The following is a 25,860-nucleotide window of genomic DNA, read 5'->3' as shown; positions in this document are numbered from 1 at the left end:
TTCTAACCTGCCGGATTCTCGTGGTTCGGCAGGTAAACAAAAAGGGGCTTCGGCCCCTTTTTGTTTTTTCCATTCTTGTTGAAATTCACTATCACTCACTCGTACTTTACTCTTCTCGCTTGAATGTGGCACCGCTTCTGGTGGCGCAGGCGGGTTCAGGTGCGTCGGCAAGTCGTCGGGTGCCGGTTAACGCCCTGAGCCTGAGGTGACTGTCTAATGCCCCGTTTCGCCATTTTGTTGCTGACTCAGCGCAATCCCAAGCAGGTTCGTTCGGATCTGAATAACCCCCGATAGGCGCCGGACAGGGTAATACTGTCCGGGTGCAGACTATTCGCACGGTAAAAATCCTGAACGTGACGATGGCCATTGAATATTTTCCCTATACCCCCCCATTCAGGTAATTAAGACGTTACTAATACTGCTGCGTATTAATTCGGGTGAAATCGCTTGCCTCTATAACTGAGAGCGTCTTCGTTATGAGTAGATGGTTATTTTATGGCGTCTTAAAAACCCGGTGCTACACTCACTTGACAGCTTAATCGGGTATCAGTAGGTGAAATAGCTTAGGTGTCTTATCAATATCGATATACCGATTAGTTGAAGTCAGTGTTGATATATACAAACATTCACTATCACGTTAAACATAGTCTAAGGGGGCTATCATGGCGGGAGAATGGGGACTTTTATACGAATTTGAAAATGATATCGACAAGTTGCTTGATAAGATGAAAGAAGATATGGATGAATCTTCTCGAGAAGGCAGGAAAGTGATAGCTTCTATTGCTGATGAAAGAGGTGAGCTGGCGAAAGGGGTGATATTTTATAGCAAACCGGATAGCCAATTGAAAAGGCTGAACAACACAACCTGGGTTGTTTCCACGGTGGAAACCAAAGCGGGGGGTAGCAATCAGTATGAGTATAAGGAAAAGCTTTTTATCCCTATCCAGGACATGCTTAATGGCCTCCCCAGTGAAAGTGCCTTTGCCGCAAAAATATTCCTGACGGACTGCGCCGACGGAACAGCGACAGCAAGCCTTTATTACCCTACGAAGTGGGCTGAAGGGAAAGATGAACCTGCTGGCCCTTGGGAATATACCTATTATTTTAACAACCGTCTGTCATCCGTTCTGAGCGACTTGGCTAATCGACTGAACACCAATGTGCCGGATTTTTCTTTGGCTGCGGTTGCAGATGAAGATGGCCATGATGCAAAAAACGTTGTTTTCAGAAAGCGCGGTTTGTCTACAAGTAAATTATACAGAGGGCAAGAGTGGAAGTATCGCGTCTACAGAACACGGGCTGACGGTAACGACGAGAAAGCGTACAGTGCGGAGCTGTTCGATAAAATTGTCAGCGACCTTCGCCTAATACTGACAGATGATCAAGCACGTGCCGCTCAGATATTTTTCACCGACCGCACGAGGGGGAACGCAACGATCAGTATTTTTTATCCAGAGCGGGTTATTATTAGTGAATAAAATAGCCTTTGCATCGGCGGATAAAACTGCTGCTCAGCGTTGTGTCAATTCTTTCTCAGTACCGCTTATTATTTCCCACTGTGTGATGTTAAAGCAGCGTGGCTTGGATAGGTCTCTGCTTTCTGCTATATATTGATTTCTGATTATTGCACGCATTGAATTGCCACCAGGGAATTAAAGCGCGCCAACGTTGGACGTATGTTATGGATGATAAAAATACCTGGCATGACGCGATCCGTTTTATCGCCGCAGACGGCTGCATGCTGAGCGGCAGTTATTTCCCGGCGTCGAGCGGCGATAAGACGCCGGTGCTGATATGCCCCGCCACCGGCGTTAAACAAGGTTTCTATTATGCTTTCGCACAGTGGCTGAGCGAGCAGGGGCATTCGGTTTTGGTGTTCGACTATCGGGGTATCGGCGCCTCTCTGGCGGAGCCGCATGTCCGGTATTCCAAGGCCCGTAAGCAGGATTGGGGAGAACAGGATATGCCGGCGGCGCTGAACTGGCTATTATCGAAGACTGCCGCGCAACAGGCGCATTTAATCGGACATAGTGCCGGCGCTCAGTTGGTGGGGCTGATGCCGAATCACCGCGCGGTGCGCAGCCTGACGGCGGTCTCCGCCTCATCCGGCTATATCGGCAATATTCGTTGGCCGTTTAGGGCGATGGCGATGTTCTTTATGTGGTGCTATATACCCTTATCGGTTCGGCTGCTTGGCTATGCGCCGGCAAAACGGCTGGGGTGGGGGGAGGACTTACCCGCCGGTGTCGCCCGGCAATGGGCCGACTGGTGCCGGCGCCCGGGCTATGTGGAAAACGCTTTTGGTACGGAAATCAAACGTCATTACTATGCAGTGTTCCAGGCGCCGATCGCCGTGGTTGCCGCCAGTGACGATGCGTTGGTGACCCAACGCAGCATCGAAGACTGGCTGCGGCTGTTGCCGAACGCGAGGCATGCCATCCATCTGCTGCAGCCGACGCAGGTGGGGGGGCAGGCGATCGGCCATATCAACATGTTCAGGCGCAGTCACGCCGCGCTTTGGCCGCAGCTGATCGTTGCGTTATCGGAGAAGTGAGCGTTCAGTCGGTATGATGATTAGCCATTGCATGGCGGCAGTCATCACTTCAGGTCGATGAATAGCGTGTGTGTCTGTCATTAAGCGCGACTTCCCTTCAGCTATTTTCCCCGACATGAGAGTCAAGTGCTCCAGGCCAGGCCCTGAGGGAGCACAAATAAGAATAAGGAAACCAGATGGCCTCAACACTGAGTACGGTAGAGTTTATCATCGGCAACATTTCTGCGTCGGATACGCTTTCGGTGAAGAAGATGTTCGGTGAGTATGGCATTTTCTGCGGTGAGAAAATGGTGGCGCTTGTCTGTGATGATCGGTTGTTTATCAAACCGACGCCGGGCGGGAAAGCGTTCCTGAACGAATGCTTAGAGGAGCCGCCTTACCCTGGCGCAAAGCCTTGCTTTATGATTCCGGAAGAGAGTTGGGAGGATCGTGTTTGGCTTTCCCAATTAGTCTCGATTACTTACGCGCAGCTGCCTGCACCTAAGAAAAAACCATCGAAGAAGTCTACTTAAGCAGTATGGGTTATGCTTGTCTGCCAGGCAGGTCACTTCACAATCCATCGGTTGAAGAGTCACTGTTGGTATCTCAGGGGCGGGCTCAGGAGGGAGTATGAAGTCTGGCGCTATACGGCATTTGGTCAGGAGAGCGGCGGGATGCCTGTTGTTCTTCGGCCTGGTCGCCCCGCCGTTGGGGGGCGTGTTGATGTTTCTGCTAATGGTGTTTGGCACCGGCGAACTTGTGGAGTTGGGCCGTCTCGAGGCCGGCGACACGCTGGGCATGGTGGCGTTTATCGGTGCTTTCTCTTATGTGCTCGGTTTTCTGCCGGCATGTTTGGTGGGGGCTATCGTCGGTATCGCTCATCCCGGCATTCGCCGATTGCGGTGGTTTCTACTGTTATGCGCGGTGCTATCCGCCGTTGCTCCTGGTTTGCTGAATGCCGATCAGCGTATTTTCGGTACGATCGCGGTTTTGCCGGGCACGATCGCTGGGTTTTTATGGTGGCGCCGGAGATTGCGCGATGTCCCCCATGATGATGTTTTGCACGGTACCCCATCATCATAAGCAAATGAAAAGCCGTAGAGGGCGCGGGTAAGCGATTCCTGCCGAGAAAAAAGAACCGATTTGCCTGTGAATTCCTGAGCCGATGCATATAAAATCAACATTCCGCTTGCCTTTGCGTCGGCATTGTGAACAGTGCGCCCACAAAATAAGCAGTTGAAAGCGTTAGAGAACTTTTTGCTATTTCGGGGGGTTGCCAAGGTGGGGGGTTTAGTCCATAATGCAGTCCATCGATTCAGCGGTAACGAAACAAATTACTTAAGAATCAGATGATTAGGATAAGCGATTTCAACATCGCCAACCAAAAGAACAAAACGAAGTGGGTGAATCACCGGCTTCTGCCTGAAAAGGCAAACAGAATAAAGGCGCGTTAACAAAGCGGTTATGTAGCGGATTGCAAATCCGTCCAGTCCGGTTCGACTCCGGAACGCGCCTCCAACTTTCCCGAGCCCGGGTGGTGAAATCGGTAGACACAAGGGATTTAAAATCCCTCGGCTTATGGCTGTGCGGGTTCAAGTCCCGCCCCGGGTACCAGGGAACGAAAATACCGAATAATCAAAGCAATAAGTAGTAATGTCGTAACCGCCGAGAGGCGGTTTTTTTGTGCAATAAATATATATCCTTTCTGGCCACTCTCCGTTAGCGTTATTTTTCACCTTACGATCGTAGATAGCTGCCAGGTCCGCGATTTATTGACCTGATATTGACGGTGCCGGCAGAGGCAGAAACCGTTAACCAAGCGAAAGTCTTTGTGTGCCAGAGGGTTACCCGGCGATCTGTGTTAGCTTTATCGTTGGCTTACCGAACGCAGGTGATCAGAACCCGGCGTTGTATCGCGTGCAGTGGAAGTCAGTCGGGATGTTTGGTATGCAGGCACGCTGGATTTTTATATTCCCCCTATCTTGCATTACGAATTAATGTAATAAATATATCAGCGCTAATTGAAAGAATCATTACTGCTTATCCCGTGAGATTCCTGATCCTTGCTATTTTATTACAGAGTGTGGATGACACTCCCCAATGAGTTTTTCAACCCAAGGGGAGGCCTTTCTTGCGTGGATTAAAGGCCATGTAAAACATGGCCTTTTCATTATTTATCCATGTAGCTTATGGACTTTTCTATCATTCTTTTTGATATGTTATTTACTATGTATGCAGCAATAATCAAAATGGTAAATGAAAGCGCTATGTGTGCCACCAATCCATTTACATTGATGAGTTTTGTTAAGCCTCCGTTTATGAAGCTGAACTGAAGCATATAAAACTCATAGCTAATTAGGCTAAAGAAAGTTATAGCCTTTAATACTGTGCCAGACAGGAAATTGCACATTCCTTTGAAGAACGGGAGCATGACCAATGGATAGGCTGGGGTTAATAAAGGAATTATCCAATATATTCCTTTAGCCACGGCGAAATAGCTTATAATTGTTATTCCTAGCAATAGGAACGAGGCCTTGGGGAAGCTCATGCTAGTGGCCGACTCAACCTTATTCCTTACGGATAAATAGACGCCAAGAGAAAAACTAGCGAGAACCACCCAAGGCGAGGAGTCTATTTTTAGGTATAGCTTCAGCAAAAGGCAGAGCAAAAATACCATCAGAAGGTGCAACTTTCCGTTTCTGTGAGTGAATAGCTTGATCTGGATTGGAAGAGTTAAGTACATAATTAATATTGTAGTAACAAACCACAGTCCATATCCCATGCCAGCATTATTTGGCAAGCTTAACAAATCAAAGAATAGGCTCAGTCCCATAATGTGGAAGAGCACATGTTTCGCGTCGTAATCCCAGGGCGTATTTATCCTGCTAAAAATAAAGGTGATTGCAATACATAACAACATGGGTATGTAAATCCTCAATACTCTTCTTGTTGCTGCTGTATTAGTAACTGTAAGATTTTTGGGGGTGACGAGGATTGCACTGATAAATGCGAGCAATGACATTGCTGCGCCAGGAGAGAATGATAATACCAGGTTGGTTAATACAGTACCAGGATACTGATATGCTAAGATATGACCCAAGTATGCTGCTATAATCGCAAATGCCCTTGCTATATCTATGTGTGGTAATCTATTTTCCATTTTTAATCTCATTTATTATGATTTTAAAATATTTAATTCACATTGCTGTTAATTTATTTCGTTTTAACGACCGCTCTCTGTCAGTTAACGTTTGAAAGTGTGAGCTGAGTCGCTATGAAAAAAGAGATATTTGATATCCTTGCACAGGATCCCTGCGTCCTTTCATTCAGGGTTTTCTCTGCGCCTCCCCGCTGTTTCGCGCAAAATAATAGCGCTATCTCTGTTGTTTTTCAAACGTAAATCCGAGTTTATTTTGTGCGATAAAAGTTTTTTGGTTGTTTTTCGAGCCACTGGTGAGTGTGATATCAATTACTTTTACTCTAAGGTCGCTAGAATATAACCACTTTGAATATTTATTATGCCTACGCAATGTTTCCGGGGATGCGCTCTTACATTCCTCGGCGTGATCCCGCATGAATAATAGGAGGAGGCAGTTAGACATTTGACGAAATCAGGCTGTCTGGGTTTGGTTATGAGACTTGAGGTCAGTGCTGCATCAGAGTGGTGTGCGGCATGTTGTAGCTATGGCAACACGCGATTAGAAGGACCTTGGCAATCTGTGATTTATGCCTATGACAGCTCGGAAAGTGAATCTTAACCTTACTGTAGCCAGATGGTTTTGTATGATTATCGAATGATGTTCTGGGTGATGTTAATATTTTTTAAAATATTTTCGCCATTTTCACTCCTGTCTGCCGGGAGCCCCGCAGGGCTCCGCAGTACAAATCATAAGAAACCGAACGCCGCGGCGAGGATCCAGCCGAAGACGCAGGAAACGCTGACGCCGATCAGGCCGGGCAGAATAAAGCTATGGTTGATCACGAAACGGCCGATGCGGGTGGTGCCGGAGCGGTCGAACTGGATCGCCGCCAGATCGCTGGGGTAGGTCGGCAGAATGTAGTAGCCGTAGCAGGCCGGTGCTGAAGCGACGATATAGGCCGGGTTGACGCCGATCGCCAGCGCCACCGGCACCAGCGCCGCCAGCGCTGCGGCCTGCGAGTTGACGAATTTCGACACCAGCAGCAGGATCAGCGCATAGGCCCAGGGGTACGCTTTCACCAGCACGCCCAGTGTGGCTTCGATCTGCGCCAGGTGTGCGCCAAACATGGTTTCCGCCATCCAGGCGACGCCATAGACCGCCACGATAGCGATCATGCCGGAGCGGAACACTTCGTTTTTAGAGATCGACGCCGGATTGGTGCGGGTGATGATGACGATCAGCGCCCCGGCCATCAGCATGCACATTTGGATCACCAGTACCATCGACAGCGGTTTGCCGCCGAAGCTGGGCCGCAGCTCGGAGAAAGCCCCCAGCACCGCCACCAGCGCGATGGTGGCGAGGAAAATCCACATTGCGATCCAGTTGCTGCGCGGCAGCACTCGGTCCAGCAGGGTAGCGGCGTCGCCATAGACGTAGCGATGATTCTCGGGTACCGAGATGAATTTCTGAAATTCCGGATCCTTATCCAGATCTTTGCCGCGGAACCAGCTGAAGATGCCGATCGCCAAAATGCCGCACAGGGTAGAAGGAATGGTGATCGACAGCAGATCGAGGAATTCCAGGTGGCGGCCATTAAAGGTGTAGCTACTGAGCATCGCCACCAGTGAAACCACCGCCACCGAGACCGGGCTGGCGATAATGCCCATTTGCGCGCCGATCGAGCTGGCGGCCATCGGCCGTTCCGGGCGGATGTTATTTTTGATCGCCACGTCATAGATGATCGGCAAGATGGTGTACACCACATGACCGGTGCCGCACAAGATAGTGAGAATACAGGTCACGAACGGCGCGATGATTGAGACGTAGCGCGGGTTGCGCCGCAGCATCCGCTCGGCGAGCTGCAGCATAACGTCCAGCCCGCCCGAAGCTTGCAGGGTGGCGGAGGCCGCCACCACCGCGATGATCACCAGCATCACGTCCACCGGCGGCTTGCCGGGTTGCAGGTGGAAACCGAACACCAGGATCATCAGACCGATGCCACCCAGCAACCCCAGCGCGATGCCGCCCTTACGTGCCCCATAAAGCAGGCATGCCAATATAACCGCTAATTGCAGAAAGAAATCCATGATAGATACGCCTTAATAATGTTGAACTTAACTGCGTTCAGTTTCCGGCCGGGTTGGCGGCAAAAAGTTGTTTTAAATCTAAAGGCATTGGAAAATTGTGGTTATTAACCCTAAAGGGTGATGACGGTCACGCTAAGTGAATCAGAAGGCAGGCGGCTGATGCCATCAGCACGAAAAAACACGCGTACAGGTCAGATATCTTCTCTATGACAGGTTCATTCATCAGAGGAGGAAAACTATGGATCCGACACTCATGACCGGGCTGGCGCTGTTACAGACTGCGATGGCCGGCAAAGTCCCACCGCCGTCGATCGCCGAGACGGTGCCCATGAAACCGGTCGCGGTGGGGGATATCCGCATCGTGGTGCGGGCCGACGGGCGCCACCTGAATCCGTTGGGGGGGCGTTCATGGTGGCTTTGCCGCTACGGTATTGGACTCGGTAACCGGCTGTGCGGTGCACAGTACGCTGGGGGAGGGGCTCCGGCGGTGATGGGTGCCATTGAGCGTGCGGTGGAGCGGGGGTGAATGACGCCGAGATCGCTGCCGCCGATGATGCGTTGGATCTGATAGCTCGCCTGATCCACGGCTGCGGATTAGTGAGTCCGCCAGGAGAAGTGGATACGCCGAATCCATTGGTTGAATCTTAAGCGCTGCAAGGGTGACGTTGCCAAACCGGCCGCGCCGTTGCTGAATGTGGCTGAATTTGCCTGGCGTTGTGCGTAAAAAAACCGCCGGCCGGCGGTTTTTTTACGCAGCTTATTTGAACCCGCCGTTGCGGATGAATTCGAGGCCGGCAGCGGTGATCCGCGTCTGATGTGGATCGACGTCATAGTTGTTTTCGTCGATGTCACTCATCACATAAGCCTGTATCAGCCCCTTGGCCTTCAGATAGGCGAAGGGATCGGCGAAGGCGTGCGAACTGGTGGCGTCTTGCTTCCACAGTTCGTAGGTTTTTTCATCCAGCGTGCCGGGGTGATTGGCGGCCAGGCGGGTCAGGATCTGATTGTAGAACACATAGTCGGTCATGATGCGGTCCCCTTTATCATCGCAGGCGATAATCTCAGAAAATGACGGTAACGTCTTTCAATCATAGCCGATGTTTGCCGCCACCTGCGTCAGCGTGGGCGCGGGTCATCCGCGTTGGCTTTCGAGCCAGTGGAACAGGCGGGAAATGGTGAAGTTGATATCGCCAATGTTGAAAAGTGCGCCGAGCCACAAGGCGAGCATAACGGCGATACCAATGATGACGGGAAGGTCCATTTTGCTCATGATCATGCTTTTCCATAATAAGTGTGGTTCAAAGAGTACCACCAATCCCGATTGTCATAAAATGCGCTGCGCAGTGTTTCGATTGAAATTCAAGCAAAAAAGCCACCCGAACGGGCGGCTTTTGCCTTTCAGCGCCTATCAATCCAGCTTGGGATGCTGGTCAATCAGGATTTGCTTTTTCTTTTCCAACTCGGCGATCTGCGCGTTGATGTCCTCGACTTTTTGTTCGATGTTGTCGTAGGTCTCCTGCAAGAGCTCTTTCGCCTCGGTGCGGTCCGAAGCGGCCGGCGTCGCGCCGCGCAGCGGTTTGTTGGCGGTTTCTTTCATATACAGACCGGTGATAAGACCGATCACCGAGACGGCCATCAGGTAATAAGCCGGCATGTACAGGTTGCCGGTCGCTTCGACCAGCCAGGCGGCGGCGGTCGGCGTCGCACCGGCGATCAGCACCGAGATGTTGAATGAAATCGCCAGCGCGCTGTAGCGAATATGCGTCGGGAACATCGCCGGCAAAATGGAGGCCATCACCCCGGTGAAGGCGTTGAGCAACACCGCCAGCACCAGCAGGCCGACGAAGATCAGGCCGATTACGTTACTGTTGATCAGCATGAAGCAGGGGATCGCCAGCGCCAACAGGCCGATGCTGCCGCCGATAATAAACGGCCTGCGGCCGATGCGATCGCTGGTGAGGCCGATCATCGGTTGCACGAACAGCATGCCGATCATGATGGCGATGATGATCAGGACGCCGTGATCTTCCGAGTAGTGCAGGTTATGCGACAGGTAACTCGGCATATAGGTCAGCAGCATGTAATAGGTCACGTTGGTGGAAATCACGATGCCGACGCACACCAGCAGACTTTTCCAGTGTTTGGCCGCGATCTCTTTGAACGAGGTTTTCGGCGGATTTTCGATGGCGTTACGGTCATCTTTTTCCATCTTGTCGACGTGCTGCTGGAACGCCGGGGTTTCTTCCAGCGCATGACGCAGGTAGAGGCCGATCAGGCCCAGCGGCGCGGCGATGAAGAACGGAATACGCCAGCCCCAGTCGAGGAAGTTGGCTTCGCCGACGATGCTGGAGATCAGCACCACCACGCCCGCACCCAGCACAAAGCCGGCGATGGAACCGAAGTCCAGCCAGCTGCCCATAAAGCCGCGCTTGCGATCCGGCGAGTATTCGGCGACGAAGATCGCTGCACCGGAATATTCACCGCCGACGGAGAAGCCCTGCGCCAGTTTGGCCAGCAGCAGCAGGATCGGTGCCCAGATGCCGATTGATGCGTAGGACGGGATCAGGCCGATACAGAAGGTGCTGACCGCCATGATGATAATGGTGACCGAGAGGACTTTTTGGCGGCCGAACTTATCGCCCATAGCACCGAAGAACAGGCCGCCGAGCGGGCGTACCAGGAAGGGTACGGAGAACGTCGCCAGCGCGGCGATCATTTGCACGCCGGGCGAGGCGCCGGGAAAGAATACCTGGCCAAGGGCGTAGGCGACAAAGCCGTATACGCCGAAGTCGAACCACTCCATCGCGTTGCCCAGGGCCGCCGCGGTGATCGCCTTCTTGAGTTTGCTGTCATCGATGATGGTGATGTCGTTAATATGCATCGGTTTATGTCGTTTTTTTCTTAACTTCATATAATCATCCCTTAATGAATTATTCGTTGTTCGTGAAAGCGTCATCTCCGTTCACTGTTGTTTTCGAGCTATCAAATCGGCTAATGGAATCGCATTTCGTGGCGATTTGCTACCCATCCGAATTGCGAGATTATGATCACAAAACAGGGTCTCTTATGCCGAAAATATGTCATTTAGTTGACTAATTATTTCTAGCATATAGCTTAACGTTATATCTTGTGATGATCAAATGAGTAATTTATCTTAAGTGTTTGCGCTGATTTTGAGCGGGGATGGTCTGGTAATTGTGCGACTTGACGTTTTTTTGTCTGATTGATGCTGTCTAAAGTATAGAGAATGCGGGGGGTAAAATAGGAAAAATTGATGTATTTGCCGGCGAAAAGGGCCTGACCCGAAGGCCAGGCCGGTACGTTTATTGCGCCGATGAGCCGCCGAACTCCAGATAGATTTTCGCCAGATTTTGGTACTGCGCGAAGCGGTTTTCGTCCACGGCCAGTTCCGCCTGGCGGCGTTGCTCCTGAGCATTTAGCCAGTCGGTAATGGTGACGGCCCCTTGTCGATAGCGCACCTCATTCAGCCGTTCCGATTTACGCGCCAGCGCCAGCGAGGCCCGCAATTGCGTTTCCTGCGCCATCAGCTGCGTGCGCAGCGACAGTGCGTTGTTCACATCGCCCATCGCCTGGTACAGCGCCTGTTTGAACTCCAATACCCGCTGTTCGTAGTCGTTGCGGGCGATTTTGATGTCCACGCCCATTTGCCGCCATTGCAGGAACGGCAGTGTCAGGCCGGCGCCGAGGCTACCCGTCGGATTGTGCAGAAACGCCAACAGCGCGTTGCTGCTGGCGCCCAATGAGCCGGTCAGGCTGAAGGCGGGATAGTATTGCAGGCGTTGTTCATCGACATTGGCCAGCGCGGCGCGCAACCGCAGCTCTTTGGCGCGGAGATCTGGGCGACGGCTCAAAACGCCGGCGGGAATACCGGTGTTGATTTGCGGCATCGCCGTCGTCGGCAAGCGAGCTGGCGCGATCGTAGTCTGGCCGGAGGGGGCGCCCAGCAGCACCGCCTGCTCGTTCAGCGCTTGTTGGTACTCACGTTGCAACGCCAACAGACGGTTTTCCTGCGTCAGCAGGCTTTGCTCCGCGTTTACTACGTCCAGCGCAGAGATGTTGCCGGCCCGATAGCGGGCGTTAGCCAGCCGCAGCGTTTCTTTGGCATAGGCGATGCTCGCTTGGCTGACGCCGATCTGCTGATTGAGGAAGCCGATGCGCCAGTAATGAGTGGCGGCGTTGGCCAGCAGCGTTAGGCGCGCCGTCTGCAGATCCTGCTCGGAAGCCTGGCTGGCCCACTCGGCGGCGTCGCGCTGGCGCGCCAACTTGCCCCACAGATCGACTTCATAGTTCGTACTGAGAGACGCACCGCTGGTTTTATTCCATGCGGAGGACTCCGACAGCGGGCGATCGATGCCGGCGTTCAACGAGGCGCTAAGGTTGGGTGCCGTGCGGATGCCGACGCGTTCCGCCTCAAGCCGCGCGCGGTAGACGCGCAGCGCGGCGACGGCCAGATCGTTGTTGCTTGCCGTCACTTGCTGCAGCCAGCGTTCGAGCTCGGGATCGTGAAAGTCGCGCCAGTCGAACGGCGTCGGCGCGGCGCTGTCGGCCGCCTGTTGCCAGCTTGCCGGGTAGTTGATCTGCGGCGCCCGGTAGTCGCTTTTCAGCGCATTGCCGCAGCCGGCGGTGAACAGGGCTGCAAGGCTTAACGCCAAGGGAGAGAGAATTTTCATGGGTTACTCGCTGGCCAATGAAACGACCGGATCCATCCTTGCCGCTTTGCGGGCGGGGAGATAACCGAAGATCATGCCGATTAAGGTTGAACAGAAAAACGCCGTCGCGGCGGCTTGCCAGGAATAGATGGCGGTGAACATGCCGCCGGCCAGCGAGGTGAACAGCGCTCCGGCGGCGAACGACAGTGCGATGCCCAACGCGCCGCCGATCAAACAGACCAGCACCGCCTCGATCATAAACTGTTGCATGATGTCGCCGCGCCGTGCGCCGACCGCCATGCGCACGCCGATTTCGTGGGTGCGCTCGGTCACCGACACCAGCATGATGTTCATCACGCCCAGGATGCCGATCACCAGTGAGATCGAGGCCACCATCAAGATCAGCAGGCTGAGTGTCATCGAGGTGCGCTCGATCGATTTGCGGAACTGATCGCGGTTGAAGGTCATGAAGTCCTTCACGCCGTGGCGCTGGGTCAGCAACTGCGTAATGGCGCTGACGGCGGCTTCGCTGGCGACGTCATCCTTCAGCCGCACGGTGATGCCGCTGAGCGTGGTTTTGCCGACCATCCGGTACATCACCGTGCTGTAGGGCATCCACACGCTGATGCGGTTGGGCGCATAGTTGCGTTCGCTTTTGGCGACGCCGATCACCCGCGCCGGTACCGAGCCGAGAAATACGATCTGGCCGAGCGGTTCCACGCCGAAATCGCCGAACAGCGCCTGGCGCGCGTTGTCGTCGATGATCACTTCCTGCAACGCGTTGCGATCGTCGCGGAAGGTGGCACCTTGCACCAGCGTGATGCCGTTGACGCGAAAATAGTCGCGCCCGACGCCGGTGATCGAGGCGGTGGCGGATTTACTGCGAAAACGGATGCTGTCGGACGCGCTGACCTCCGGGCTGACGCTGTCGACGAAGCTTTGCTGCGCCAGCGCGTCGGCGTCGGCCGGTACCAGGGTGCGGATGCTGTCGATGGCGTCGTCGAAGAAGTCGCGCCCCGGATAGATGCTCACCACGTTGGTACCCAGACCTTTGATATTCTCCAGCGTGCGCTGTTTGGCACCTTCGCCCAGTGCCACCACCGTGACGACGGCGGCGATGCCGAAAATGATGCCGGTCATGGTCAGCGCAGTGCGCAGGCGGTGGGCGTTCATGGCTTTCAGCGCCATGTGCAGTGATTCGCGGGTGCGGTCGATCACGCTTTGCCAACCGCTTTGCCGGCTGCGGATCGGCGGCGGCAGCGCTACGGCGGGTGCCGCTTGGCGGCCGCTGTCAGCGATGATCTTGCCGTCCCGCAACTCGATGACGCGCTGCGCATGCTGCGCCACATTCATATCGTGGGTGACGATCACCACGGTGTGGCCGCGTTGATTCAGTTCGCTGAGGATCGCCAGCACTTCCTGGCCGGATTGGGTATCCAGCGCGCCGGTCGGTTCGTCCGCCAGGATAATCTCGCCGCCGTTGATCAGCGAGCGGGCGATGCTGACGCGCTGCTGCTGGCCGCCTGAAAGTTGGCCGGGCTTGTGGTCTTCGCGGCCCTCCAGGCCCAACCGCGCCAGCAGTTGCGCCGCCCGCAGCCGCCGTTGATCGCGCCGGGCGTTGGCGTAGATCGCCGGAATTTCGACGTTGCCCAGCGCGCTGAGATCGGGCATCAGGTGGTAGCGTTGAAAGATAAAGCCGATATGCTCGCGGCGCAGCCGGGCCAGTTCGTCCGGTGACAAATGGGCGGCGTTCTGGCCGCTGATGTAATAATCGCCGCGATCCGGCACGTCGAGACAGCCCATGATGTTCATCAGCGTCGATTTGCCGGAGCCGGAGGCGCCGATGATCGCCACCAGTTCGCCGGCGGCGATGGTCAGATTGATGTCTTTCAGCACCGTCAGCGCCTGACCGCCGTTGGTGTAGGTGCGGCTGATGCCTTTTAGTTCGATGATCGCGTTCACAGGAAGATGCCGTCCTCAGCCGACTTGGCGGCGGGTTGCGACAGCACCACGGTTTCTCCGGCTTTCAGGCCGCTGAGGATCTGAATGTCGACGTTGTTGGTGATACCGGTGGTCACTTCGCGCGTTTCCAGGCGCTGATCCTGGGTCAGTACCTGCACCTGCTGCACTTTTCCTTCGGTTTTATGTACCGCCTGAATCGGCACCAGCAGGGCATTCTTCGCTTCGCCGAGCAGCAAGGAAACCTGTGCGGTCATGGCGATGCGCAGCCGGTTTTCCGGGTTGGGCACATCCAGCAGCGCATTGTAATAGACCGACGCGTTCGAGGTGCCAGAGCCGGAAGCGGAGCTGGTGCCGGCGAGCGAGTCGTCTTTCATTACCGATTCCGGCGCCAGTTCGAGGGTGCGCAGCGTAGCGTCGTAGCGTTTCTCCGGATCGGAGAAAATGGTGAAGTAAGCCTTTTGCCCCGGCGAAATGCGGGTAATGTCGGCTTCGGAGATCTGCGCCTTGATGGTCATCACGTCCAGCCGCGCCAGCTTGACGATGGTCGGCGCGCTTTGTTGCGAGTTCACCGTCTGCCCCTGCTGCGTGACCACGGCGATGACGACGCCGTCCATCGGCGCCAGTATGCGGGTATACCCCAGATCGACCCTTTTCTTGTCGACCTCGATCTGCGCCTGCACCAGACGCGCATTGAGCGACAACAGCTCGGCGTGGGTGGTGGCGAGCGTGGCTTCGGCGGTTTCGAAGTCTTCGCGCGAGCTGGCCTCGTCGTTCAGCATGCGGCGCTGGCGTTTGAAACGCGATTCAGCCTGTTTCAGCTGTGCCTGTTTGGCCTGCAAATCAGCTTTGACGACGTTCAGCGCCGCCTCGGCGTTGAGCAGGTCGTTACGTTGCTGCAGATCGTCGATGTCGGCGATCGGTTGCCCTTTGGTGACGCGGTCGCCCAGTTTGACCTTCAGCGATTTCACTTCACCTGAGACTCGTGCGCCGACGTTGACGCGTTCGACGGCATCCAGCCGACCGGTGGCCAGCACGGCGTTTTCGATATCGCCCAGTCGCGCCGGCGCGGTGACATAATCTTGCTGCGGCGGGCGTTGCTCATAGATCGCCAGCGCAAGAGCGATAGCGATGAAAATGATGACGGCGATCGGCGCCAAACGGCGGGGTGTGAGTTTCAGTGATGGCATGCCCAGGTTTTCCATAACGATAAAAGCGGCGGTTCCAGTCTGCCATCATGGCAGCACCAGCTTGAACTGGCGCTAAACGTGAGGCGCTTTCCCGCTGGAGAAGGGATGGTAAAGGCTTTCCCGCTAAAGATCACGGTGAGTTATTATCCGCCGGGCAGGTATCTGTTTTATGGTCGGCGATTATCGAATTATTGAGCTGCCGTAACGTCATAATGCTATCGATAACCTAAGACTTATCCGTAAATTCAGCGAATTATGCTAAAAAACTTGAACCCTTAATGTTGATATGGATAATGGCGTCCCGAAGCGAAGGAACGCGCTATTAACTCAGTTGGCAGAGTGATTGGTTTTATAATGGCTTGTTTTGGCTTGAAAATTGATAGACGCGGGTTCGAGTCCTGCATAGCGCGCCAACTTTCTTCACTTCTTTGCGGTTACCGTAAAGCGCACCCGGGTTGATTTGCACTATCGGCTCCTCGTTGGGATTTTCGGGTGTGCTTTACCGTAACTGCTGGCTTTCCTTCCCCTTTCTTCCTCGATCCTTTGCTAAACTGTGATCAGGCAGGCTTGCTGCCCGGCAACAGGAGGTCGATATGTCCCACTCCGATCAACTGCAAGAACTCTTGCAACGCGTCGCCGCTCTCGAGGCGCGCGAGAAAGCGCTGACCGCAGCGTCCAACGCGTATCAGGCGATTATCACCACCATGTTGGGCAATATGGAAAAGGCAGAACGTGAGCGAGTCATCGCCATGATCGACCAGGCGCATGAAATTGCCTACGCCCGCGCCATTCAACGCGGTAACGAGCCACAAAAGCAGAAAATCAAACAGGCCGACGACGTCGCCCAGCGCATGTTTATGTTTGCGCAAGGCAAGGCCGCTCAGCCGCGATGAACCATAACTATAACAGTTGCCACCATTAAGTTGGCGAACTGATCTACCCGGCGAAACTGTACTTGTGTTAGTTTTAGCGGTGAGATTTGATGGCAATGCTGTTTCCAGCATAAGGTTGTAACGATGGACGCGATTAAAAGCATCTTGGTTAAAGAGATTGAACAGATCAACCGGCGCGAAGGGCGTGACGGCAAGCCGCGCTTCAACGGCGAATTCGCCCGCACTCACCGCTATCTGTGCCTTGCCATGTTCGCCGGTTACTTCGCGGTGATCGCCGTGATGTATCAAGTGCCGTACATGGGGATTTATGCCTTCCTGGGCTTCACCGCCTTCGTCCTGTTCATGTTCGCCATGCTGCTGATCGAAATCCGGCCGGTGTACCGTTTCGAGGACATCGGCGTGCTGGATCTGCGGGTTTGCTACAACGGCGAATGGTATTTCACCCGTGCGCTGTCGCCTTACGCGGTGCAACAACTGCTGGATGAACCGTCCATCGGTGCCGCGCTCAAGCAGAAGATGCGGGTGATCATCGGCAACAAAGGCGAAATCGACTTCTACGACGTGTACGACATGGCCTACGGAAAAAAGCCGCAGGATGAGCAGCCGCAGCTGGCGGCGGCTAACTGAAAGGTTTCCGGCCGGCGGCTTGTCGATTATACTCAGCGTTTGAACGTGAAGCAGACTGAGGACCAAGCGATGAGTGATGATATTTTCGATTTTGATATCGATGCCGAACTGGCGAAAGCCGAAGAGAAAGCGGCGCAGAAGGTAAAAGAGGTGCCGGAGTTCCTCGAAGACGAAGCGGACTGCGAAGGCTGCAAAATCTGATCGCCGGACCCATAAAAAAACCGCCGCGGCGGTTTTTTTTATCTCTGGGCGTCGTGTGGTTCAGTCCAGCACGAATCCCCATATCAGGAACGCCGCCACCAGAACCAGGCAAAGTGCGGACACCGTCACCAGTATTTTCCCCAGAATGTCTTTTTCTTGTTCCCGCTGCTGCGTCACGTTGAAATTATCCAATTAAAAGTCTATGGACCAAACCGGCGATGCTGAGATCGAGCGCCGCTACGCCCAGCGCCATGATCACCATCACCGAAAGAAATCGAGTCTTGCCGTTCACATCCCTAATCCCTGTTGGTGCCGCTGCAAAATTATTTATATATCAAACGGATATAAATCAGCCGCGCCGCACGTCATAAAGTATGACAGTGATTAAGAACGTTCTTAAGGCCATAAGTTCCCTCGCGTGATAACGCTGACCGCCGGCCTTAGCCGCTAGTCGGCCACGATCCTGACGCCTATCTTGCTGACTTGATTGCCTTCCATTTCGGCGATGGTCCAGGTCAGGCCATCCCATTCCACCTGGTCGCCGACCACCGGCTCACCGCCGATCAGCTGAATGACAAATTGGCCGAGCGTTTGCTGCTCGTCCACATCGTCCTGCAGATTGAGGCCATAAACCTGCGAGATGTCGCTCAAACAGGCGTCGGATTGCAGGATAAAGTCGCCGAAGAAGCGCTCGTCGAGCGTGACGGCCGGCGCCTGGCTGAACAGTTTGCCGAGGATCGGCAGGTCGTGCTCATGGCCGATGACGCACAGAATGTCGTTTTCCCGCAGTCGGGTGCTGCCGCTCGGGTGCAGCAGTTCTTTGCCGCGGAACAGGGCGGCGATGCGGGTATTGGGTGGCATTTTCAGTTCGCGCAACGCCGCGCCGACGCACCAGTTTTCCGCCGAAAGTTGATACACGAACTGTTCCCACTGATTTTCCGGGTGTACGTCCAACCCGACGCGGGAGATCGGCGTCAGCGCCGGTGGCACGATCACCTTGGCCTTCTTGGCGGCGAAGGACAGCGTCGTACCTTGCAGCAGCAGGGAGACCAGCACGACGAAGAACGCCACGTTAAAGAACAGCTGAGCGTTGGGCAAACCGGCCATCATCGGGAACACCGCCAGGATCACCGGCACTGCGCCGCGCAGACCGACCCAGGAGATAAAGCCGCGTTCGCGCAGCGTGAAGCTGCGGAATGGCAGCAGGCCGATAAACACTGACAGCGGGCGGGCGAACAGGATCATCCACAGCGACAGCAGCAGGGCAGGGATGGCGATTGGCAGCAGCTCGTGCGGGTTGAGCAGCAGGCCGAGCACCAGGAACATGCCGATTTGGCTGAGCCAGGCCAGGCCGTCGAAGGTTTGCACGATGCCGTGCCGGTTGCGGATCGGCCGATTGCCCAGCAGCAGACCGCACAGATACACCGCCAGAATGCCGCTGCCGTCCAGTGCGGTGGTCAGTGCGAAAATGAGAATGCCGCCGCTCACCGCCAGCAGCGGGTAGAGGCCGTCCGCCAGTTTGATGTGGTTGATCAGCGTCAGCAGCAACCAGCCGCCGCCGAGACCGAAGACGATGCCCATGCCGAACTGCTGCATCAGATGCAGCGGGAAGGTCCAGCTCAGTGCAGTTTCACCGGCGGCGATCATCGCAATTAGCGTGATGGTGAGAAACACTGCCATCGGATCGTTGCTGCCGGATTCGATCTCCAGCGTGGCGCTGACGCGCTCGTTCAAGCCTTTGCCGCCCAACAGCGAGAAGACCGCGGCGGCGTCGGTAGAACCGATGATGGCACCGATCAGCAACCCCTGCAGCAAATCGAGATTGAACAGCCAGGCGGCTGCCATGCCGGTCAGGCCGGCGGTGATCACCACGCCGATGGTGGCGAGGGACAGCGCCGGCCACAGGGCGACGCGGAAAGAACTGACCCGGGTGCGCATGCCACCGTCGAGCAGGATCACCGCCAACGCCAGGTTGCTGACCAGGTAAGCGACCGGGTAATTGCTGAAGACGATGCCGCCGGGGCCGTCGACGCCGGCCAACATGCCGATCGCCAGGAAGATCACCAGGATCGGAATGCCGAGACGGGAAGAAAATGAGCTGAGCAGAATGCTTGCCCCCACCAGCACGGCACCGATGACGAACAAACTGTTAATGGTGCTGGCATCCAAAATATCGCTCTCCTGAGGCTGGGGGGTAGGGGGCACTGCGCGTGTGACGATGATAACGTGTTTAGTGGGTAAAACGCCAAGGCTGATTGCGAAAACAATCGATCAATTATTGCCCTTTGGCGTGGTTAAGCTAAGAAAGTGAGGAGAAGGGGCGAAATTCTGGCTTTTATCCAACATTATCAGTCTGCTGTATCTCTGGTTCGTCAACAATGCTCGCCGGCGCGGCGGGAAAAACCATTAAGCTCGCGCAGGCAGGCTTAATGGTTTGCGGGCGCGACGCGGTTAATGGTCGAGGGATTCCAGCGCCCGTTTGATCAGCTCTGAGGCCAGTTTTCTTTCCGCTTCGGAAATGCCGTCGAGATTGAAGTTGGAGAGCTCTGCCACCAGAACGCTGCGTTCTTTACCGCTGATCGAGGCGTCCAGTGCGGACAGCAGCCTGCCGAGGATCTTCAGCAGGGTGGCGTTTTCCGCGATGGCTTCCTGAGCCGGGGGGGGTTTATCGGTCATTCAAAATCCTCTCTGTCGTGACGGAAGGGAGATGGAGGTAACGCCATCTGATAACACAACGATCGCGCCGCCCTTCAGGGGTTATTGAGCCCAATCACTACCGTAAGGCAGGGATGTGGATTTCTACTTATATACGATGGTTATAACAGTAAGGTTACCTATATGCAGCCGTATCACTTTGCCCTAACGGGTGGCGACAGGCTGAGCAATGTGTGCTCTGCTGTAAACAAGTATATGCGCTATGCGCGGCGGTGAGATGACAGAGAAAACCCTGCAAACATTCGGGCTTGCAGGGCCGACGGGATTATTGCGGCTTGCCGGAGAACAGGAAGCGCAGCACCGGGATGCGCTTGTGCAGTTCATATAATGCGAAGGCCAGCGAGAAGACAAACAGCAGGCCGAGCAGGAATCCCAGCAGGTTGTTGCCGATATAAGGCGTCACGAAAGCGCCATATATCAGGGTTAGCGGATGGTGCACCAGATATATAAACAGCGAGGCGTTGACCAGATAGGTGATGCGCGGCGAGTGATAATTCAGCAGGTTATGTCCGAAAGAGAACACCACATTGGTCATCAGGATCCCCATTAGGGTTTTGATCACCACTTCCAGCTCGAACATATAGCTGCTGTGCGCCAACAGTTTTTGGTTCAGCATATATGCGATAAACAGCAGCAGCGCGCCGAGCAGCGCCAGCGGCGAACGGCGCAGAAAAATCTCCTTAAGCCACACGTACTTAAACGCATAGGCGCCGAGGATGAAGAACGGCAGGTAGAACATCGTCTCCATCACCACGAAATTGAACAGGCCGTTGGATAATAGCTGAGGTGCGAAAATTAAAATAATACGGTGTGCGGCCGAATAGCATACCGCATAAATAAAGAAGCACAGTGAGATGTTTCCTAATCCGCGCATGTTATTTATTAGCGCAGGAATAGCCGCACTGGTTTGACGCTTGATCTTTCGGAACAGATAAAAACAGGCGCAGGTTAACAATGACAGCGTCAATAAAAACCACAGATGAGAGACCAATTCCCAAACTGTTACATTTATTTTCTGATAGAGAGAAAAGTCATCCCAGCCTTTTAATTTTTCGGTGAAATATTTCAGCATGAAAAACTGCGGCACCGTTATTAACGGGATGGAACTCAGCAACGGGATCGCCACCCGCTCCAGCCTGACCTTCAACCACTGGTGGCGCTCGTAGCGCTCGTAGAGCATGTAGGAGAAGTAGCCGGATATCACGAAGAACACCTGCATGCGGAAGGCGTGGATGAAGTCGTTCAGCACCGTCAGCGAGAAGGAGGGCGACGCGCTGTTCACCGCCCAGGCGTGGCTGGAATAAATCAGGGAGAGGTGGAACGGAATGCCGAGCAGCATCAAATAGGCTCGGATGGAATCGAGGAAAAACTCGCGCTGTTTGCTGCCTTTAGTCATAGATTACCGCTGGTGATTTAATCGGGTGCTCATTAACACGCTTAATAAGTCGTCAAAGGTTAAATTGTTATCCGAAACCCTACTATAGCCCCCCGCATTTTTCCATAGCGTCTTGTTGCGCGGCTTGCTACGCTGGTGTTCCATCAGCTGCTTAAACAATGAGCCGTAGACATGAACCATCCATTTATCATGTTGTCGGAAAGCTGAGTAATCCATTAATATGGATTTAAATGATTTGAGCACACGAATAGGGGGGGATGTGCTAGTTAATATATTATCCGGACAACCACGCGCCGCGAGCGTTCGTTGGTTAGGTGCCACCGTATTGTTCACGCTGTTTAGTTCGCCGGCATGGGCTTTTTCTATCGATGACGTAGCCAAGCAGGCGCAGGATCTGGCCGCGAAAGGTTTCGAAGCCCCGAAGAGCAACCTTCCTTCTCAGTTCCGCGAGATGAAGTTCGCAGACTATCAACAGATTCAGTTCAATCACGATAAAGCCTATTGGAGCAAGCTGAAAACCCCTTTCAAGCTTGAGTTTTATCATCAGGGGATGTACTTCGATACGCCGGTGAAAATCAACGAAGTCACCGCCACCAGCGTCAAGCAGATCAAGTACAGCCCGGATTACTTCAACTTCGGTTCGGTCAAACACGATCCTGAATCGGTGAAAAACCTCGGCTTTGCCGGCTTCAAGGTGATCTACCCGATCAACAGCGCCGACAAAAACGATGAAATTATGAGCCTGCTGGGCGCGAGTTATTTCCGCGTGGTGGGCAAAGGGCAGGTTTACGGGCTTTCCGCGCGCGGTCTGGCCATCGATACCGCTTTGCCGTCCGGCGAAGAGTTCCCGCGTTTCCGCGAGTTCTGGGTTGAGCGTCCGAAACAGGGCGACAAACACCTGGTGATCTATGCGCTGCTGGACTCCCCGCGCGCCACCGGCGCTTACCGTTTCACGGTGACGCCGGGCCGCGACACCACCGTGGACGTCGATTCCAGAGTGTTCCTGCGTGACAAAGTGGGCAAGCTGGGCCTGGCGCCGCTGACCAGCATGTTCTTGTTCGGGCCGAGCCAGCCGTCACCGACGCTGAACTATCGCCCGGCGTTGCACGATTCCAACGGTCTGTCTATCCATGCCGGCAACGGTGAGTGGATCTGGCGTCCGTTGAACAATCCTAAGCACCTGTCCGTCAGCACCTATACCGTCGAGAACCCGAAAGGCTTCGGTCTGCTGCAACGCGGCCGCAACTTCAAGGATTACGAAGATCTGGACGATCGTTACGATCTGCGCCCGAGCGCCTGGATCGAACCGAAGGGCGACTGGGGTAAAGGCAAGGTCGAGCTGGTGGAGATCCCGACGGCGGATGAAACCAACGACAATATCGTGGCGTTCTGGACGCCGGATACGCTGCCGGAAGCCAAAAAGCCGCTGGCGCTGAGCTATCGTCTGAACTTCACCCGCGATGAAGACAAACTGCATTCGCAAGACATCGCCTATGTGGCTCGCACCATGCGTTCGACCGGTGACGTGAAGCAGTCTAACCTGATCCGTGAGCCTGACGGCAGCGTGGCCTTCCTGGTCGATTTCGTCGGCCCGGTGCTGAAGGGGCTGGACGCTAACGCGCCGGTCGCTTCTCAGGTCAGCATCGGCGACAACGGTGAAATGGTAGAAAACAATGTCCGCTATAACCCAGTGACCAAAGGCTGGCGCCTGACGGTGCGTCTGAAAGTGAAAGACGACAAGAAGCCGGTAGAAATGCGCGCGGCGCTGGTCAATGGCGATAAGACTCTGTCGGAAACCTGGAGCTATCAGCTACCTGCCAATGAATAAGCTTAATCAACCCGCCCAGGATTATCTTGCGGCGCTGCCTCTGACCGCTGAGCGGTCGGAGGCGCTCAACTCTCAAACGGCGGATGACGCCCAGGCTCTGGAGGCGCTGCATCGGCAGATGGGCGCCGCCGACGCCAACGTCAATCGCCTGTCGGCGGATGACGTGGCGCTGGCCTCGGTCAAGCCGCGTATTGAAAACGCCTGGCCGGATGCGGTCAGCGACGACGACTTCGATACCGATGCCGAAGGGCGCGCCATTCTCAAGGCGACGCCGCCGATCAAACGCACCACCATGTTCCCGGAAGCCTGGCGTACCAACCCGGTGGCGCGCTTCTGGGATTCTCTGCTGGGGCGTTCGCCACACAATCGGCACGCCACCAAAGAGGAGGCCGAGGCCGAGAACCGCTGGCGCGTTGTCGGTTCCATGCGCCGCTATGTGTTGCTGGTGCTGATGCTGGTGCAGACCGGCATCGCCACCTGGTACATGAAAACCATCCTGCCTTATCAGGGCTGGGCGCTGATCGATCCTATCGCCATGCTGGATCAGGATCTGATGCAGTCGGTGCTGCAACTGCTGCCTTATGTGCTGCAAACCGGCATTCTTATCCTGTTCGCCGTACTGTTCTGCTGGGTCTCGGCCGGTTTCTGGACCGCGCTGATGGGGTTCCTGCAGCTGCTGATCGGCAAAGACAAATACAGCATCTCCTCCACCATCAAGGGCGATGAGCCGATCAACCCGGCGCACCGCACCGCGCTGATCATGCCGATCTGCAACGAAGACGTCGAACGCGTGTTCGCCGGCCTGCGCGCGACCTATGAGTCCGTCGCTGCCACCGGCCAGCTGGAACATTTCGATATCTACGTGCTGAGCGACAGCTACGATCCGGACATCTGCGTGGCGGAGCAAAAGGCGTGGATGGAGCTGTGCCGCGATGTCGACGGCCACGGCCGCATCTTCTATCGCCGCCGCCGCCGCCGCGTAAAACGCAAGAGCGGCAACATCGACGACTTCTGCCGTCGCTGGGGCGGTGAGTACAGCTACATGGTGATCCTGGACGCCGACAGCGTGATGAGCGGCGAATGCCTCACCGGGCTGGTACGCCTGATGGAAGCCAACCCGAACGCCGGCATCATCCAGTCCGCGCCGAAGGCGTCCGGTATGGATACCCTGTATGCGCGCGTGCAGCAGTTCGCCACTCGCGTCTATGGGCCGCTGTTTACCGCCGGCCTGCACTTCTGGCAGCTGGGCGAGTCGCACTACTGGGGCCACAACGCCATCATCCGCGTGAAGCCGTTTATCGAGCACTGTGCGCTGGCGCCGCTGCCGGGTGAGGGCTCCTTCGCCGGTTCAATCTTGTCGCACGACTTTGTCGAAGCTGCGCTGATGCGCCGCGCCGGCTGGGGCGTGTGGATCGCTTACGATCTGCCGGGCAGTTACGAAGAACTGCCGCCGAACTTGCTGGACGAGCTGAAACGCGACCGCCGCTGGTGTCACGGCAACCTGATGAACTTCCGCCTGTTCCTGGTGAAAGGCATGCACCCGGTGCACCGTGCGGTGTTCCTTACCGGCGTGATGTCCTACCTGTCGGCGCCGCTGTGGTTCATGTTCCTGGCGCTCTCCACCGCGTTGCAGGTGGTGCACACCCTGATGGAACCGCAATACTTCCTGCAGCCGCGGCAGCTGTTCCCGGTGTGGCCGCAGTGGCGGCCCGAGCTGGCGATCGCGCTGTTCTCCACCACGCTGGTGCTGCTGTTCCTGCCGAAGCTGCTCAGCATCGTGTTGATCTGGGCCAAGGGCGCGAAAGAGTACGGCGGGGCATTCCGTCTGTTTATTTCGATGCTGATGGAAATGCTGTTCTCGGTGCTGCTGGCGCCGGTGCGCATGCTGTTCCATACCGTGTTCGTGGTGAGCGCGTTCCTCGGTTGGGAAGTGGTGTGGAATTCGCCGCAGCGTGACGACGACGATACGCCATGGGGCGAAGCGTTCCGCCGTCACGGCTCGCAGATGTTGCTGGGCCTGGTGTGGGCCGGCGGCATGGCGTGGCTGGATCTGCGCTTCCTGTGGTGGCTGTCGCCGATTGTGTTCTCGCTGATCCTGTCGCCGTTCGTGTCGGTACTGTCGAGCCGCGCGACGCTGGGCATGAAAAGCAAACGCGCCAAGCTGTTCTTGATCCCGGAAGAGTACAACCCGCCGCGCGAACTGCTGGCGACGGAAGAGTACCTGCATCTCAACCGCAACCGCGCGCTGACCAACGGCTTTATGCACGCGGTGGTTAACCCGTCCTTCAACGCGCTGGCGACGGCGTTGGCGACGGCGCGTCACCATCTGCGCGCTACCCTCGATCGCAACCGCGAGGAGCGGGTGAACGAAGCGCTGCAGCTGGGGCCGGAGAAGCTGGTGAAGGGCAAACGTCTGGAGCTGCTGAGCGATCCGGTCACGCTGGCGCGTCTGCACCAGCGCGTCTGGCTGTTGCCGGAAGGCGCCGCTTGGCGTGAGCACTATCAGCAGTTGCCGCACAACCCGCTGGCGCACCCAACGGGCCGGCGTTAATCGCTAAACGGCCACGCTCGACGGGGAATGCGCATTGCGCGTTCCCCGTTTTTTTTACCTGTTGCTTACG

At 55.5% G+C, this 25,860-nt stretch carries 22 protein-coding genes and 3 tRNA genes; 13 read left to right on the top strand and 12 right to left on the bottom strand.

The window, feature by feature from the left end; all coding sequences use genetic code 11:
• The first annotated feature begins 662 nt into the window (after positions 1-662).
• The 6 genes from BHU62_RS00410 to BHU62_RS00385 all read left to right on the top strand — a co-directional run bounded on the left by BHU62_RS00410 (position 663) and on the right by BHU62_RS00385 (position 4,147).
• Positions 663-1,478 carry a hypothetical protein gene (locus tag BHU62_RS00410; protein ID WP_073528631.1) on the top strand — a complete coding sequence of 272 codons (816 nt, stop codon included), beginning with the start codon at positions 663-665 and terminating at the stop codon, positions 1,476-1,478.
• 203 nt (positions 1,479-1,681) lie between these two features.
• Positions 1,682-2,554: an alpha/beta fold hydrolase gene (locus tag BHU62_RS00405; RefSeq protein WP_073528630.1), complete on the top strand. Its 873-nt coding sequence runs from the start codon at positions 1,682-1,684 to the stop codon at positions 2,552-2,554.
• 176 nt (positions 2,555-2,730) lie between these two features.
• Entirely contained in the window at positions 2,731-3,066 is a 336-nt protein-coding gene (locus BHU62_RS00400; RefSeq protein ID WP_073528629.1) for a TfoX/Sxy family protein, read from the top strand.
• Positions 3,067-3,163: 97 nt separating this feature from the next.
• Complete coding sequence (locus BHU62_RS00395) at positions 3,164-3,616, top strand: hypothetical protein (protein ID WP_073528628.1); 453 nt, start codon at positions 3,164-3,166, stop codon at positions 3,614-3,616.
• 361 nt (positions 3,617-3,977) lie between these two features.
• A tRNA-Cys gene (locus tag BHU62_RS00390) sits at positions 3,978-4,051 on the top strand.
• Positions 4,052-4,061: 10 nt separating this feature from the next.
• Positions 4,062-4,147: transfer RNA gene (locus BHU62_RS00385), tRNA-Leu, on the top strand.
• A 556-nt stretch (positions 4,148-4,703) separates the two neighbouring features.
• On the opposite strand, the gene BHU62_RS00380 is transcribed toward BHU62_RS00385, so the two are convergent.
• Positions 4,704-5,693: an acyltransferase family protein gene (locus BHU62_RS00380; RefSeq protein ID WP_073528627.1), complete on the bottom strand. Its 990-nt coding sequence runs from the start codon at positions 5,691-5,693 to the stop codon at positions 4,704-4,706.
• A 726-nt stretch (positions 5,694-6,419) separates the two neighbouring features.
• Positions 6,420-7,760 carry an anaerobic C4-dicarboxylate transporter gene (locus BHU62_RS00375; protein WP_073528626.1) on the bottom strand — a complete coding sequence of 447 codons (1,341 nt, stop codon included), beginning with the start codon at positions 7,758-7,760 and terminating at the stop codon, positions 6,420-6,422.
• Between the two features lie 238 nt (positions 7,761-7,998).
• Between BHU62_RS00375 and BHU62_RS00370 the strand changes: the two genes are divergently transcribed.
• On the top strand, positions 7,999-8,286 hold the full coding sequence (locus BHU62_RS00370; RefSeq protein WP_236720557.1) for a hypothetical protein: 288 nt from the start codon (positions 7,999-8,001) through the stop codon (positions 8,284-8,286).
• Positions 8,287-8,517: 231 nt separating this feature from the next.
• Here BHU62_RS00370 and BHU62_RS00365 read toward each other — a convergent pair whose 3' ends face one another.
• The 6 genes from BHU62_RS00365 to BHU62_RS00345 all read right to left on the bottom strand — a co-directional run bounded on the left by BHU62_RS00365 (position 8,518) and on the right by BHU62_RS00345 (position 15,570).
• Complete coding sequence (locus BHU62_RS00365; protein WP_073528625.1) at positions 8,518-8,787, bottom strand: hypothetical protein; 270 nt, start codon at positions 8,785-8,787, stop codon at positions 8,518-8,520.
• A gap of 105 nt (positions 8,788-8,892) precedes the next feature.
• Positions 8,893-9,030 (bottom strand): hypothetical protein, encoded by a 138-nt coding sequence (locus BHU62_RS25155; protein ID WP_171971274.1) that lies wholly within the window; start codon positions 9,028-9,030, stop codon positions 8,893-8,895.
• A gap of 138 nt (positions 9,031-9,168) precedes the next feature.
• Entirely contained in the window at positions 9,169-10,671 is a 1,503-nt protein-coding gene (gene proP / locus BHU62_RS00360) for a glycine betaine/L-proline transporter ProP (RefSeq protein ID WP_073528624.1), read from the bottom strand.
• A gap of 412 nt (positions 10,672-11,083) precedes the next feature.
• Positions 11,084-12,451 carry a TolC family protein gene (locus tag BHU62_RS00355; protein WP_073528623.1) on the bottom strand — a complete coding sequence of 456 codons (1,368 nt, stop codon included), beginning with the start codon at positions 12,449-12,451 and terminating at the stop codon, positions 11,084-11,086.
• A 3-nt stretch (positions 12,452-12,454) separates the two neighbouring features.
• The gene (locus tag BHU62_RS00350; RefSeq protein ID WP_073528622.1) at positions 12,455-14,392 is read right to left on the bottom strand and encodes a MacB family efflux pump subunit; all 1,938 of its coding nucleotides are present in this window, start codon (positions 14,390-14,392) and stop codon (positions 12,455-12,457) included.
• Positions 14,389-15,570: an efflux RND transporter periplasmic adaptor subunit gene (locus BHU62_RS00345; protein WP_073528892.1), complete on the bottom strand. Its 1,182-nt coding sequence runs from the start codon at positions 15,568-15,570 to the stop codon at positions 14,389-14,391. The genes BHU62_RS00350 and BHU62_RS00345 overlap by 4 nt, the downstream gene beginning before the upstream one ends.
• Before the next feature lie 325 nt (positions 15,571-15,895).
• Here BHU62_RS00345 and BHU62_RS00340 point away from each other — a divergent pair.
• The 4 genes from BHU62_RS00340 to BHU62_RS25495 all read left to right on the top strand — a co-directional run bounded on the left by BHU62_RS00340 (position 15,896) and on the right by BHU62_RS25495 (position 17,300).
• Positions 15,896-15,992: transfer RNA gene (locus BHU62_RS00340), tRNA-OTHER, on the top strand.
• 180 nt (positions 15,993-16,172) lie between these two features.
• Positions 16,173-16,472, top strand: a complete 300-nt coding sequence (locus BHU62_RS00335; RefSeq protein ID WP_073528621.1) for a sigma-S stabilization anti-adapter protein IraP — start codon at positions 16,173-16,175, stop codon at positions 16,470-16,472.
• 123 nt (positions 16,473-16,595) lie between these two features.
• On the top strand, positions 16,596-17,099 hold the full coding sequence (locus BHU62_RS00330) for a YlaC family protein (RefSeq protein ID WP_073528620.1): 504 nt from the start codon (positions 16,596-16,598) through the stop codon (positions 17,097-17,099).
• A gap of 69 nt (positions 17,100-17,168) precedes the next feature.
• The gene (locus BHU62_RS25495) at positions 17,169-17,300 is read left to right on the top strand and encodes a hypothetical protein (RefSeq protein ID WP_015377413.1); all 132 of its coding nucleotides are present in this window, start codon (positions 17,169-17,171) and stop codon (positions 17,298-17,300) included.
• Between the two features lie 60 nt (positions 17,301-17,360).
• Here the strand turns inward: BHU62_RS25495 and BHU62_RS25490 are convergent, their stop codons facing one another.
• From BHU62_RS25490 to mdoC, 4 genes are all read right to left on the bottom strand, one after another.
• A complete protein-coding gene (locus BHU62_RS25490; RefSeq protein ID WP_265341093.1) occupies positions 17,361-17,492 on the bottom strand; it encodes a hypothetical protein in 132 nt (43 codons plus the stop codon).
• A 255-nt stretch (positions 17,493-17,747) separates the two neighbouring features.
• Entirely contained in the window at positions 17,748-19,469 is a 1,722-nt protein-coding gene (locus BHU62_RS00325) for a potassium/proton antiporter (RefSeq protein ID WP_073528619.1), read from the bottom strand.
• Positions 19,470-19,751: 282 nt separating this feature from the next.
• Entirely contained in the window at positions 19,752-19,976 is a 225-nt protein-coding gene (locus BHU62_RS00320) for a hypothetical protein (protein WP_073528618.1), read from the bottom strand.
• Between the two features lie 304 nt (positions 19,977-20,280).
• Positions 20,281-21,411, bottom strand: coding sequence for a glucans biosynthesis protein MdoC (gene mdoC, locus BHU62_RS00315; protein ID WP_073528617.1), 1,131 nt, complete (start codon positions 21,409-21,411; stop codon positions 20,281-20,283).
• Positions 21,412-21,670: 259 nt separating this feature from the next.
• On the opposite strand from mdoC, the gene BHU62_RS00310 reads away from it, so the two are divergent.
• Both BHU62_RS00310 and mdoH read left to right on the top strand, forming a co-directional pair.
• Positions 21,671-23,239 (top strand): glucan biosynthesis protein G, encoded by a 1,569-nt coding sequence (locus BHU62_RS00310; protein ID WP_171971273.1) that lies wholly within the window; start codon positions 21,671-21,673, stop codon positions 23,237-23,239.
• Positions 23,232-25,790 (top strand): glucans biosynthesis glucosyltransferase MdoH, encoded by a 2,559-nt coding sequence (gene mdoH / locus BHU62_RS00305; RefSeq protein WP_073528615.1) that lies wholly within the window; start codon positions 23,232-23,234, stop codon positions 25,788-25,790. Before BHU62_RS00310 ends, mdoH begins: the two co-directional genes overlap by 8 nt.
• Positions 25,791-25,860 lie beyond the last annotated feature (70 nt).

Source organism: Serratia marcescens, assembly GCF_001902635.1.
In the GTDB taxonomy this organism is placed as follows: domain Bacteria; phylum Pseudomonadota; class Gammaproteobacteria; order Enterobacterales; family Enterobacteriaceae; genus Serratia; species Serratia marcescens_F.
The sequence above is the reverse complement of the archived record's forward strand: the minus strand, read 5'-3'. Positions and strand labels throughout refer to the sequence as shown.

Bases quoted from the DNA above. Each gene is read 5' to 3' on its own strand.
- BHU62_RS00410 (WP_073528631.1), top strand. From the start codon at position 663: ATGGCGGGAGAATGGGGACTTTTATACGAATTTGAAAATGATATCGAC.
- BHU62_RS00405 (WP_073528630.1), top strand. From the start codon at position 1,682: ATGGATGATAAAAATACCTGGCATGACGCGATCCGTTTTATCGCCGCA.
- BHU62_RS00400 (WP_073528629.1), top strand. From the start codon at position 2,731: ATGGCCTCAACACTGAGTACGGTAGAGTTTATCATCGGCAACATTTCT.
- BHU62_RS00395 (WP_073528628.1), top strand. From the start codon at position 3,164: ATGAAGTCTGGCGCTATACGGCATTTGGTCAGGAGAGCGGCGGGATGC.
- BHU62_RS00380 (WP_073528627.1), bottom strand. From the start codon at position 5,693: ATGGAAAATAGATTACCACACATAGATATAGCAAGGGCATTTGCGATT.
- BHU62_RS00375 (WP_073528626.1), bottom strand. From the start codon at position 7,760: ATGGATTTCTTTCTGCAATTAGCGGTTATATTGGCATGCCTGCTTTAT.
- BHU62_RS00370 (WP_236720557.1), top strand. From the start codon at position 7,999: ATGGATCCGACACTCATGACCGGGCTGGCGCTGTTACAGACTGCGATG.
- BHU62_RS00365 (WP_073528625.1), bottom strand. From the start codon at position 8,787: ATGACCGACTATGTGTTCTACAATCAGATCCTGACCCGCCTGGCCGCC.
- BHU62_RS25155 (WP_171971274.1), bottom strand. From the start codon at position 9,030: ATGAGCAAAATGGACCTTCCCGTCATCATTGGTATCGCCGTTATGCTC.
- proP (WP_073528624.1), bottom strand. From the start codon at position 10,671: ATGAAGTTAAGAAAAAAACGACATAAACCGATGCATATTAACGACATC.
- BHU62_RS00355 (WP_073528623.1), bottom strand. From the start codon at position 12,451: ATGAAAATTCTCTCTCCCTTGGCGTTAAGCCTTGCAGCCCTGTTCACC.
- BHU62_RS00335 (WP_073528621.1), top strand. From the start codon at position 16,173: ATGTCCCACTCCGATCAACTGCAAGAACTCTTGCAACGCGTCGCCGCT.
- BHU62_RS00330 (WP_073528620.1), top strand. From the start codon at position 16,596: ATGGACGCGATTAAAAGCATCTTGGTTAAAGAGATTGAACAGATCAAC.
- BHU62_RS25495 (WP_015377413.1), top strand. From the start codon at position 17,169: ATGAGTGATGATATTTTCGATTTTGATATCGATGCCGAACTGGCGAAA.
- BHU62_RS00320 (WP_073528618.1), bottom strand. From the start codon at position 19,976: ATGACCGATAAACCCCCCCCGGCTCAGGAAGCCATCGCGGAAAACGCC.
- mdoC (WP_073528617.1), bottom strand. From the start codon at position 21,411: ATGACTAAAGGCAGCAAACAGCGCGAGTTTTTCCTCGATTCCATCCGA.
- mdoH (WP_073528615.1), top strand. From the start codon at position 23,232: ATGAATAAGCTTAATCAACCCGCCCAGGATTATCTTGCGGCGCTGCCT.